Origin of the sequence: Salmonella sp. 32020114201800008SM (genome assembly GCF_017572025.1) — a bacterium.
In the GTDB taxonomy this organism is placed as follows: domain Bacteria; phylum Pseudomonadota; class Gammaproteobacteria; order Enterobacterales; family Enterobacteriaceae; genus Salmonella; species Salmonella enterica.
Window position 1 is genome coordinate 333,822 of the sequence record NZ_JAGEQM010000001.1, and the last position, 11,205, is coordinate 345,026.

The 11,205-nt window shown below is 44.7% G+C and carries 17 protein-coding genes; all 17 read left to right on the plus strand.

Annotated features, from left to right (window positions below; genetic code table 11):
• Positions 1–165: 165 nt before the first annotated feature.
• Positions 166–567 carry an SPI-2 type III secretion system protein SpiC gene (gene spiC, locus J4613_RS01685; protein WP_001539910.1) on the plus strand — a complete coding sequence of 134 codons (402 nt, stop codon included), beginning with the start codon at positions 166–168 and terminating at the stop codon, positions 565–567.
• Between the two features lies 1 nt (position 568).
• Complete coding sequence (gene spiA, locus J4613_RS01690; protein ID WP_000261292.1) at positions 569–2,062, plus strand: SPI-2 type III secretion system protein SpiA; 1,494 nt, start codon at positions 569–571, stop codon at positions 2,060–2,062.
• On the plus strand, positions 2,043–3,254 hold the full coding sequence (gene ssaD / locus J4613_RS01695; RefSeq protein WP_000323783.1) for a SctD family type III secretion system inner membrane ring subunit SsaD: 1,212 nt from the start codon (positions 2,043–2,045) through the stop codon (positions 3,252–3,254). Before spiA ends, ssaD begins: the two co-directional genes overlap by 20 nt.
• A gap of 7 nt (positions 3,255–3,261) precedes the next feature.
• Complete coding sequence (gene ssaE / locus J4613_RS01700) at positions 3,262–3,504, plus strand: YscE family type III secretion system co-chaperone SsaE (protein ID WP_000210201.1); 243 nt, start codon at positions 3,262–3,264, stop codon at positions 3,502–3,504.
• Positions 3,505–3,767: 263 nt separating this feature from the next.
• Positions 3,768–4,094: an SPI-2 type III secretion system chaperone SseA gene (sseA, locus tag J4613_RS01705; RefSeq protein ID WP_000972855.1), complete on the plus strand. Its 327-nt coding sequence runs from the start codon at positions 3,768–3,770 to the stop codon at positions 4,092–4,094.
• A gap of 6 nt (positions 4,095–4,100) precedes the next feature.
• Positions 4,101–4,691, plus strand: coding sequence for an SPI-2 type III secretion system translocon protein SseB (gene sseB, locus J4613_RS01710; RefSeq protein WP_000094435.1), 591 nt, complete (start codon positions 4,101–4,103; stop codon positions 4,689–4,691).
• Positions 4,688–5,161, plus strand: a complete 474-nt coding sequence (gene sscA / locus J4613_RS01715) for a SycD/LcrH family type III secretion system chaperone SscA (RefSeq protein ID WP_000711026.1) — start codon at positions 4,688–4,690, stop codon at positions 5,159–5,161. Before sseB ends, sscA begins: the two co-directional genes overlap by 4 nt.
• A gap of 2 nt (positions 5,162–5,163) precedes the next feature.
• Complete coding sequence (gene sseC / locus J4613_RS01720) at positions 5,164–6,618, plus strand: SPI-2 type III secretion system translocon protein SseC (protein ID WP_001079751.1); 1,455 nt, start codon at positions 5,164–5,166, stop codon at positions 6,616–6,618.
• Positions 6,619–6,633: 15 nt separating this feature from the next.
• Complete coding sequence (gene sseD, locus J4613_RS01725; protein ID WP_000388329.1) at positions 6,634–7,221, plus strand: SPI-2 type III secretion system translocon protein SseD; 588 nt, start codon at positions 6,634–6,636, stop codon at positions 7,219–7,221.
• 2 nt (positions 7,222–7,223) lie between these two features.
• Positions 7,224–7,640 (plus strand): LcrR family type III secretion system chaperone SseE, encoded by a 417-nt coding sequence (gene sseE / locus J4613_RS01730; RefSeq protein ID WP_000249606.1) that lies wholly within the window; start codon positions 7,224–7,226, stop codon positions 7,638–7,640.
• Positions 7,641–7,691: 51 nt separating this feature from the next.
• Complete coding sequence (gene sscB, locus J4613_RS01735; protein WP_000979963.1) at positions 7,692–8,126, plus strand: SycD/LcrH family type III secretion system chaperone SscB; 435 nt, start codon at positions 7,692–7,694, stop codon at positions 8,124–8,126.
• Positions 8,127–8,141: 15 nt separating this feature from the next.
• Positions 8,142–8,924 carry a type III secretion systems effector SseF gene (gene sseF, locus J4613_RS01740; protein ID WP_000690710.1) on the plus strand — a complete coding sequence of 261 codons (783 nt, stop codon included), beginning with the start codon at positions 8,142–8,144 and terminating at the stop codon, positions 8,922–8,924.
• Positions 8,921–9,610, plus strand: a complete 690-nt coding sequence (gene sseG, locus J4613_RS01745) for a pathogenicity island 2 effector protein SseG (RefSeq protein WP_000805834.1) — start codon at positions 8,921–8,923, stop codon at positions 9,608–9,610. Before sseF ends, sseG begins: the two co-directional genes overlap by 4 nt.
• A 93-nt stretch (positions 9,611–9,703) precedes the next feature.
• Positions 9,704–9,919, plus strand: coding sequence for a type III secretion system needle filament protein SsaG (gene ssaG / locus J4613_RS01750; RefSeq protein WP_000350226.1), 216 nt, complete (start codon positions 9,704–9,706; stop codon positions 9,917–9,919).
• Positions 9,897–10,187: an EscG/YscG/SsaH family type III secretion system needle protein co-chaperone gene (locus tag J4613_RS01755; RefSeq protein WP_000444713.1), complete on the plus strand. Its 291-nt coding sequence runs from the start codon at positions 9,897–9,899 to the stop codon at positions 10,185–10,187. Before ssaG ends, J4613_RS01755 begins: the two co-directional genes overlap by 23 nt.
• A gap of 11 nt (positions 10,188–10,198) precedes the next feature.
• Positions 10,199–10,447, plus strand: a complete 249-nt coding sequence (gene ssaI / locus J4613_RS01760; RefSeq protein ID WP_001682378.1) for a SctI family type III secretion system inner rod subunit SsaI — start codon at positions 10,199–10,201, stop codon at positions 10,445–10,447.
• Positions 10,444–11,193 (plus strand): SPI-2 type III secretion system apparatus lipoprotein SsaJ, encoded by a 750-nt coding sequence (gene ssaJ / locus J4613_RS01765; protein WP_000862876.1) that lies wholly within the window; start codon positions 10,444–10,446, stop codon positions 11,191–11,193. Before ssaI ends, ssaJ begins: the two co-directional genes overlap by 4 nt.
• The last annotated feature ends 12 nt before the right edge of the window (positions 11,194–11,205 follow it).

The window sequence follows — 11,205 nt, forward strand, 5'->3', positions numbered from 1 at the left end:
AGTGTAATTGTGAATTTATCGGAAAATCCGAATGATAGAATCGCCTGTGACAAGGTATATGTAGACAGCATCCTGATATTGTACAAGAAGAGTATAGTCGAAATAAATGTGAATCAGGCTTTTTACGGATGTGGTTGTGAGCGAATTTGATAGAAACTCCCATTTATGTCTGAGGAGGGATTCATGCTGGCAGTTTTAAAAGGCATTCCATTAATTCAGGATATCAGGGCCGAAGGTAATAGCCGATCCTGGATAATGACTATTGATGGGCATCCTGCCAGAGGAGAAATCTTCTCAGAAGCATTTTCTATTTCTTTGTTCTTAAATGACCTGGAAAGCTTACCTAAGCCTTGTCTTGCCTATGTGACACTACTGCTTGCAGCACACCCGGACGTCCATGATTATGCTATACAGCTCACAGCGGATGGGGGATGGTTAAACGGTTATTATACCACAAGTAGTAGCTCTGAGCTTATTGCTATTGAGATAGAAAAACACCTGGCTTTAGCTTGCATTTTAAAAAATGTAATACGCAATCACCATAAACTTTATTCGGGTGGGGTATAAAATGGTAGTAAATAAACGTTTAATCTTAATTTTACTATTTATACTCAATACAGTAAAGAGTGATGAGTTATCATGGAAAGGTAATGACTTCACCCTTTATGCCAGACAAATGCCATTAGCAGAGGTTTTACATCTGCTCTCAGAGAACTATGATACGGCTATTACTATTAGCCCATTGATAACAGCTACATTTAGTGGAAAAATTCCGCCTGGACCACCAGTCGATATTTTGAATAACCTGGCAGCACAATATGATTTGCTTACCTGGTTTGATGGCAGCATGTTATATGTATATCCTGCATCGTTATTAAAACATCAGGTTATCACTTTCAATATTTTATCTACTGGACGGTTCATTCATTACTTACGCAGCCAGAATATCCTTTCATCACCGGGATGCGAGGTTAAAGAAATTACCGGTACCAGAGCTGTGGAGGTGAGCGGTGTTCCCAGCTGTCTGACTCGTATTAGTCAATTAGCTTCCGTGCTGGATAATGCGTTAATCAAACGAAAAGACAGTGCGGTGAGTGTAAGTATATACACGCTTAAGTATGCCACTGCGATGGATACCCAATACCAATATCGCGATCAGTCCGTCGTGGTTCCAGGGGTCGTGAGTGTATTGCGTGAGATGAGTAAAACCAGCGTACCGGCGTCATCGACGACCAATGGTTCACCCGCTACACAGGCATTGCCCATGTTTGCTGCCGACCCACGCCAGAATGCAGTGATCGTTCGTGATTATGCGGCCAATATGGCCGGGTATCGGAAACTCATCACAGAATTAGATCAACGCCAGCAGATGATAGAGATTTCGGTGAAAATTATCGATGTTAATGCTGGAGATATTAACCAGTTAGGCATCGACTGGGGAACGGCAGTGTCGCTGGGTGGCAAGAAAATTGCGTTCAATACAGGTTTGAATGACGGTGGTGCTAGTGGTTTTTCAACGGTAATCAGCGATACCTCAAACTTTATGGTGCGTTTGAATGCCCTGGAAAAAAGCTCTCAGGCTTATGTACTTTCCCAGCCATCTGTGGTGACTTTAAATAATATCCAGGCTGTGCTAGATAAAAATATTACTTTCTATACCAAACTGCAGGGAGAAAAAGTGGCTAAACTTGAATCCATCACTACGGGTTCTTTGTTACGCGTTACACCTCGCTTGTTAAATGACAATGGCACGCAAAAAATAATGCTTAATCTTAATATTCAGGATGGACAACAAAGTGATACGCAAAGCGAAACAGACCCGCTGCCCGAAGTGCAAAATTCTGAAATTGCTTCGCAGGCCACATTATTGGCCGGACAAAGTCTATTGCTGGGAGGGTTTAAACAAGGTAAACAAATCCACTCGCAAAACAAAATCCCTTTATTGGGCGATATTCCTGTTGTAGGTCATTTGTTTCGCAATGATACGACTCAAGTACATAGTGTAATCAGGCTTTTTTTGATTAAAGCCTCAGTAGTAAATAATGGCATATCTCATGGTTAATCCAAAGAGTTCCTGGAAAATACGTTTTTTAGGTCACGTTTTACAAGGCCGGGAAGTATGGCTGAATGAAGGTAACCTGTCACTGGGGGAGAAGGGATGCGATATTTGTATTCCGCTGGCTATAAATGAAAAAATTATTCTGAGAGAACAGGCAGATAGTTTATTTGTTGATGCCGGGAAAGCCAGAGTTAGAGTTAATGGTCGCAGATTTAATCCAAATAAGCCGCTACCATCCAGTGGGGTTTTGCAGGTTGCGGGAGTGGCTATCGCGTTTGGTAAACAGGATTGTGAACTTGCTGATTATCAAATACCCGTTTCCAGATCAGGGTACTGGTGGTTGGCTGGCGTATTCTTGATTTTCATCGGTGGAATGGGTGTCCTGTTAAGTATTAGTGGTCAGCCTGAAACGGTAAATGACTTACCTTTGCGGGTTAAGTTTTTATTAGACAAAAGCAATATTCATTATGTGCGGGCGCAATGGAAAGAAGATGGAAGCCTGCAGTTGTCCGGTTATTGCTCGTCAAGCGAACAGATGCAAAAGGTGAGAGCGACTCTCGAATCATGGGGGGTCATGTATCGGGATGGTGTAATCTGTGATGACTTATTGATACGAGAGGTGCAGGATGTTTTGATAAAAATGGGTTACCCGCATGCTGAAGTATCCAGCGAAGGGCCGGGGAGCGTGTTAATTCATGATGATATACAAATGGATCAGCAATGGCGTAAGGTTCAACCATTACTTGCAGATATTCCCGGGTTATTGCACTGGCAGATTAGTCACTCTCATCAGTCTCAGGGGGATGATATTATTTCTGCGATAATAGAGAACGGTTTAGTGGGGCTTGTCAATGTTACGCCAATGCGGCGCTCTTTTGTTATCAGTGGTGTACTGGATGAATCTCATCAACGCATTTTGCAAGAAACGTTAGCAGCATTAAAGAAAAAGGACCCCGCTCTTTCTTTAATTTATCAGGATATTGCGCCTTCTCATGATGAAAGCAAGTATCTGCCCGCGCCAGTGGCTGGCTTTGTACAGAGTCGCCATGGTAATTACTTATTACTGACGAATAAAGAGCGTTTACGTGTAGGGGCATTGTTACCCAATGGAGGAGAAATTGTCCATCTGAGTGCCGATGTGGTAACGATTAAACATCATGATACTTTGATTAACTATCCATTAGATTTTAAGTGAGTGGAAAATGACAACTCTGACCCGGTTAGAAGATTTGCTGCTTCATTCGCGTGAAGAGGCCAAAGGCATAATTTTACAATTAAGGGCTGCCCGGAAACAGTTAGAAGAGAACAACGGTAAGTTAAAGGATCCGCAGCAATATCAGCAAAACACCTTATTGCTTGAAGCGATCGAGCAGGCCGAAAATATCATCAACATTATTTATTATCGTTACCATAACAGCGCACTTGTAGTGAGTGAGCAAGAGTAAAGTAAAAATATCTTAGAGCCTATCCCACCAGGCGTTAATTGGCGCAGCCAGCCTGGACACGGACAGCGTGCAAAAACCGCAGCGTACACGTAGCACGTGAGGTTTGACTCGCTACGCTCGCCCTTCGGGCCGCCGCTAGCGGCGTTCAAAACGCTAACGCGTTTTGGCGAGCACTGCCCAGGACCAAAATGGCAAGTAAAATAGCCCTAATGGGATAGGCTCTTAGTTAGCACGTTAATTATCTATCGTGTATATGGAGGGGAATGATGATAAAGAAAAAGGCTGCGTTTAGTGAATATCGTGATTTAGAGCAAAGTTACATGCAGCTAAATCACTGTCTTAAAAAATTTCACCAAATCCGGGCTAAGGTGAGTCAACAGCTTGCTGAAAGGGCAGAGAGCCCCAAAAAGAGCAGAGAGACAGAGAGTATTCTTCATAACCTATTTCCACAAGGCGTTGCCGGGGTTAACCAGGAGGCCGAGAAGGATTTAAAGAAAATAGTAAGTTTGTTTAAACAACTTGAAGTACGACTGAAACAACTTAATGCTCAAGCCCCGGTGGAGATACCGTCAGGAAAAACAAAAAGGTAAAGCATAATGTCTTCAGGAAACATCTTATGGGGAAGTCAAAACCCTATTGTGTTTAAAAATAGCTTCGGCGTCAGTAACACTGATACAGGAAGTCAGGATGACTTATCTCAGCAAAATCCGTTTGCCGAAGGGTATGGTGTTTTGCTTATTCTCCTTATGGTTATTCAGGCTATCGCAAACGATAAATTTATTGAAGTCCAGAAGAACGCTGAACGTGCCAGAAATACCCAGGAAAAGTCAAATGAGATGGATGAGGTGATTGCTAAAGCAGCCAAAGGGGATGCTAAAACCAAAGAGGAGGTGCCTGAGGACGTAATTAAATACATGCGCGATAATGGTATTCTCATCGATGGTATGACCATTGATGAATATATGGCTAAATATGGCGATCATGGGAAGCTGGATAAAGGTGGTCTACAGGCGGTCAAAGCGGCTTTGGATAATGACGCCAACCGGAATACCGATCTTATGAGTCAGGGGCAGATAACAATTCAAAAAATGTCTCAGGAGCTTAACGCTGTCCTTACCCAACTGACAGGGCTTATCAGTAAGTGGGGGGAAATTTCCAGTATGATAGCGCAGAAAACGTACTCATGAAAAAAGACCCGACCCTACAACAGGCACATGACACGATGCGGTTTTTCCGGCGTGGCGGCTCGCTGCGTATGTTGTTGGATGACGATGTTACACAGCCGCTTAATACTCTGTATCGCTATGCCATGCAGCTTATGGAGGTAAAAGAGTTCGCCGGCGCAGCGCGACTTTTTCAATTGTTGACGATATATGATGCCTGGTCATTTGACTACTGGTTTAGGTTAGGGGAATGCTGCCAGGCTCAAAAACATTGGGGGGAAGCGATATACGCTTATGGACGCGCGGCACAAATTAAGATTGATGCGCCGCAGGCGCCATGGGCCGCAGCGGAATGCTATCTCGCGTGTGATAACGTCTATTATGCAATCAAAGCGTTAAAGGCCGTGGTGCGTATTTGCGGCGAGGTCAGTGAACATCAAATTCTCCGACAGCGTGCAGAAAAGATGTTACAGCAACTTTCTGACAGGAGCTAAAAATGAATCGAATTCACAGTAATAGCGATAGCGCCGCAGGAGTAACCGCCTTAACACATCATCACTTAAGCAATGTCAGTTGCGTTTCCTCGGGTTCGCTGGGAAAGCGCCAGCATCGTGTGAATTCTACTTTTGGCGATGGCAACGCCGCGTGTCTGCTATCCGGGAAAATTAGTCTTCAGGAGGCAAGCAATGCGTTGAAGCAACTGCTTGATGCCGTACCCGGAAATCATAAGCGTCCATCATTGCCTGACTTTTTGCAGACCAATCCCGCGGTTTTATCAATGTTGATGACGACATTAATACTCAGCGTTTTTGGTAATAACGCTCAATCGTTATGCCAACAGCTTGAGCGGGCAACTGAGGTGCAAAATGCATTACGTGATAAGCAGGTAAAGGAGTATCAGGAGCAGATCCAGAAAGCGATAGAGCAGGAGGATAAAGCGCGTAAAGCGGGCATTTTTGGCGCTATTTTTGACTGGATTACCGGCATATTTGAAACCGTGATTGGCGCCTTAAAAGTTGTGGAAGGTTTTCTGTCCGGTAATCCCGCAGAAATGGCTAGCGGCGTAGCTTATATGGCCGCAGGTTGTGCAGGAATGGTTAAAGCCGGAGCCGAAACGGCAATGATGTGCGGTGCTGACCACGATACCTGTCAGGCGATTATTGACGTGACAAGTAAGATTCAATTTGGTTGTGAAGCCGTCGCGCTGGCACTGGATGTTTTCCAGATTGGCCGTGCTTTTATGGCGACGAGAGGTTTATCTGGCGCAGCTGCAAAAGTGCTTGACTCCGGTTTTGGCGAGGAAATGGTTGAGCGTATGGTAGGTGCAGGGGAAGCAGAAATAGAGGCGTTGGCTGAAAAGTTTGGCGAAGAAGTGAGCGAAAGTTTTTCCAAACAATTTGAGCCGCTTGAACGTGAAATGGCTATGGCGAATGAGATGGCAGAGGAGGCTGCCGAGTTTTCTCGTAACGTAGAAAATAATATGACGCGAAGCGCGGGAAAAAGCTTTACGAAAGAGGGGGTGAAAGCCATGGCAAAAGAAGCGGCAAAAGAAGCCCTGGAAAAATGTGTGCAAGAAGGGGAAAAGTTTCTGTTAAAAAATTTTCGTAATAAAGTTCTCTTCAATATGTTCAAAAAAATCCTGTATGCCTTACTGAGGGATTGTTCATTTAAAGGCTTACAGGCTATCAGATGTGCAACCGAGGGTGCCAATCAGATGAATACTGGCATGGTTAACACAGAAAAAGCGAAGCTTGAAAAGAAAATAGAGCAATTAATAACTCAGCAACGGTTTCTGGATTTCATAATGCAACAAACGGATGACCAAAAAAAGATAGAACAAAAACGCTTAGAGGAGCTTTATAAGGGTAGCGGTGCCGCGCTTAGAGATGTATTAGATACCATTGATCACTATAGTAGCGTTCAGGCGAGAATAGCTGGCTGGCGCGCTTAATCTGAGGATAAAAATATGGAAGCGAGTAACGTAGCACTGGTATTACCAGCGCCTTCCTTGTTAACGCCTTCTTCCACTCCATCTCCCTCCGGGGAGGGAATGGGTACTGAATCAATGCTTCTGTTATTTGATGATATCTGGATGAAGCTAATGGAGCTTGCCAAAAAGCTGCGCGATATCATGCGCAGCTATAACGTAGAAAAACAACGACTGTCCTGGGAACTGCAAGTCAATGTTTTGCAGACGCAAATGAAAACAATTGATCAAGCGTTTAAAGCATCAATGATTACTGCGGGTGGCGCCATGTTGTCGGGAGTGCTGACGATAGGATTAGGGGCTGTAGGCGGGGAAACCGGTCTTATAGCGGGTCAAGCCGTAGGACACACCGCTGGGGGAGTCATGGGCCTGGGGGCCGGTGTAGCGCAACGTCAAAGTGATCAAGATAAAGCGATTGCCGACCTGCAACAAAATGGGGCCCAATCTTATAATAAATCCCTGACGGACATTATGGAGAAAGCAACTGAAATTATGCAGCAAATCATCGGCGTGGGGTCGTCACTGGTCACGGTTCTTGCTGAAATACTCCGGGCATTAACGAGGTAAATATGGTGCAAGAAATAGAGCAATGGTTGCGTCGGCATCAGGTGTTTACTGAGCCTGCATATTTAGGGGAGACCGCCATATTACTTGGGCAGCAGTTTATATTATCGCCTTACCTGGTGATCTATCGTATTGAGGCAAAAGAAATGATTATTTGTGAGTTTAGACGCCTGACGCCCGGGCAACCTCGACCACAGCAATTGTTTCACTTACTGGGACTTTTACGCGGGATATTTGTGCATCACCCGCAGTTAACATGTTTAAAGATGTTGATAATCACCGACGTTCTGGATGAAAAAAAAGCCATGCTACGCAGGAAATTATTGCGCATCCTGACAGTAATGGGAGCGACCTTTACACAGCTTGATGGCGATAACTGGACAGTTTTATCCGCCGAGCATCTTATCCAGCGACGTTTTTAAATGACCTTCCTGACGTAAATCATTATCACGTGAAAATAACAATCAATAGGTATGATGATGAAAGAAGATCAGAAAAATAAAATACCCGAAGACATTCTGAAACAGCTATTATCCGTTGATCCGGAAACCGTTTATGCCAGTGGTTACGCCTCATGGCAGGAGGGGGATTATTCGCGCGCCGTAATCGATTTTAGTTGGCTGGTGATGGCCCAGCCATGGAGTTGGCGTGCCCATATTGCATTGGCTGGCACCTGGATGATGCTTAAAGAATACACGACGGCCATTAATTTCTATGGACATGCCTTGATGCTGGATGCCAGCCATCCAGAACCGGTTTACCAAACGGGCGTCTGTCTCAAAATGATGGGGGAACCCGGGTTGGCGAGAGAGGCTTTTCAAACCGCAATCAAGATGAGTTATGCGGATGCCTCATGGAGTGAGATTCGCCAGAATGCGCAAATAATGGTTGATACTCTTATTGCTTAAATAACAGAACGAAATATGAAAATTCATATTCCGTCAGCGGCAAGTAATATAGTCGATGGTAATAGTCCTCCTTCCGATATACAAGCGAAGGAGGTATCGTTTCCTCCCCCTGAAATTCCAGCGCCTGGCACCCCCGCAGCCCCTGTGCTGCTTACGCCTGAACAAATAAGGCAGCAGAGGGATTATGCTATACATTTTATGCAATACACTATTCGTGCGCTGGGTGCGACAGTCGTGTTTGGGTTATCGGTTGCTGCAGCGGTAATTTCTGGCGGGGCAGGATTACCCATTGCTATTCTTGCGGGGGCGGCGCTCGTGATTGCTATTGGGGATGCTTGCTGTGCGTATCATAATTATCAATTGATATGTCAGCAAAAGGAGCCGTTACAAACCGCCAGTGATAGCGTTGCTCTTGTGGTCAGTGCGCTGGCCTTAAAATGTGGGGCAAGTCTTAACTGCGCTAACACCCTTGCTAATTGTCTTTCTTTATTAATACGTTCAGGAATCGCTATTTCTATGTTGGTTTTACCCCTACAGTTTCCACTGCCCGCCGCTGAAAATATAGCGGCCTCTTTGGATATGGGGAGTGTAATTACCTCCGTTAGCCTGACGGCGATAGGTGCGGTACTGGATTATTGCTTTGCCCGCCCCTCTGGCGACGATCAGGAAAATTCTGTTGATGAACTTCATGCCGATCCCAGTGCGTTATTGGCGGAACAAATGGCAGCGCTCTGTCAATCTGCTACTGCACCTGCATTAATGGACAGTTCTGGTCATACATCTCGGGGAGAACCATGAAACCTGTTAGCCCAAATGCTCAGGTAGCAGGGCAACGTCCTGTTAACGCGCCTGAGGAATCACCTCCATGTCCCTCATTGCCACATCCGGAAACCAATATGGAGAGTGGTAGAATAGGTCCTCAACAAGGAAAAGAGCGGTTATTGGCCGGACTTGCGAAACGAGTGATAGAGTGTTTTCCAAAAGAAATTTTTAGTTGGCAAACGGTTATTTTGGGCGGACAGATTTTATGCTGTTCCGCTGGAATAGCATTAACAGTGCTAAGTGGTGGAGGCGCGCCGCTCGTAGCCCTGGCAGGGATTGGCCTTGCTATTGCCATCGCGGATGTCGCCTGTCTTATCTACCATCATAAACATCATTTGCCTATGGCTCACGACAGTATAGGCAATGCCGTTTTTTATATTGCTAATTGTTTCGCCAATGAACGCAAAAGTATGGCGATTGCTAAAGCCGTCTCCCTGGGCGGTAGATTAGCCTTAACCGCGACGGTAATGACGCATTCATACTGGAGTGGTAGTTTGGGACTACAGCCTCATTTATTAGAGCGTCTTAATGATATTACCTATGGACTAATGAGTTTTACTCGCTTCGGTATGGATGGGATGGCAATGACCGGTATGCAGGTCAGCAGCCCATTATATCGTTTGCTGGCTCAGGTAACGCCAGAACAACGTGCGCCGGAGTAATCGTTTTCAGGTATATACCGGATGTTCATTGCTTTCTAAATTTTGCTATGTTGCCAGTATCCTTACGATGTATTTATTTTAAGGAAAAGCATTATGGATATTGCACAATTAGTGGATATGCTCTCCCACATGGCGCACCAGGCAGGCCAGGCCATTAATGACAAAATGAATGGTAATGATTTGCTCAACCCAGAATCGATGATTAAAGCGCAATTTGCCTTACAGCAGTATTCTACATTTATTAATTACGAAAGTTCACTGATCAAAATGATCAAGGATATGCTTAGTGGAATCATTGCTAAAATCTGAAGTTATTAGCGACGATGTTCGACGGTTACTGCTGGAAATCATGTTTGCGGGCGTTAACCATAGCCTGATTTCCCAGGTACATGCGATGTTACCAGCGCTAACGGTTATTGTTCCGGATAAAAAATTACAGTTGGTATGTCTGGCATTATTGTTGGCGGGTTTAAATGAGCCGCTAAAAGCCGCGAAAATTTTATCGGATATAGATTTGCCAGAGGCTATGGCGCTGCGTCTGTTATTTCCTGCACCAAATGAGGGGTTTGAAAATTGAATATTTCTGATATGAGCGTAGTGCCTGTAAGCACTCAATCTTATGTAAAGTCCTCTGCAGAACCGAGCCAGGAGCAAATTAATTTTTTTGAACAATTGCTGAAAGATGAAGCATCCACCAGTAACTCCAGTGCTTTATTACCGCAGGTTATGTTGACCAGACAAATGGATTATATGCAGTTAACGGTAGGCGTCGATTATCTTGCCAGAATATCAGGCGCAGCATCGCAAGCGCTTAATAAGCTGGATAACATGGCATGAAGGTTCATCGTATAGTATTTCTTACTGTCCTTACGTTCTTTCTTACGGCATGTGATGTGGATCTTTATCGCTCATTGCCAGAGGATGAGGCGAATCAAATGCTGGCATTACTTATGCAGCATCATATTGATGCGGAAAAAAAACAGGAAGAGGACGGTGTTACCTTACGTGTCGAGCAGTCGCAGTTTATTAATGCGGTTGAGCTACTTAGACTTAACGGTTATCCGCATCGTCAGTTTACAACGGCGGATAAGATGTTTCCGGCTAATCAGTTAGTGGTATCACCCCAGGAAGAACAGCAGAAGATTAATTTTTTAAAAGAACAAAGAATTGAAGGAATGCTGAGTCAGATGGAGGGCGTGATTAATGCAAAAGTGACCATTGCGCTACCGACTTATGATGAGGGAAGTAACGCTTCTCCGAGCTCAGTTGCCGTATTTATAAAATATTCACCACAGGTCAATATGGAGGCCTTTCGGGTAAAAATTAAGGATTTAATAGAGATGTCAATCCCTGGGTTGCAATACAGTAAGATTAGTATCTTGATGCAGCCTGCTGAATTCAGAATGGTAGCTGACGTACCCGCGAGACAAACATTCTGGATTATGGACGTTATCAACGCCAATAAAGGGAAGGTGGTGAAGTGGTTGATGAAATACCCTTATCAGTTGATGTTATCGTTGACAGGACTGTTATTAGGAGTGGGCATCCTGATCGGCTATTTTTGCCTGAGACGCCGTTTTTGAGCCGACCTGATC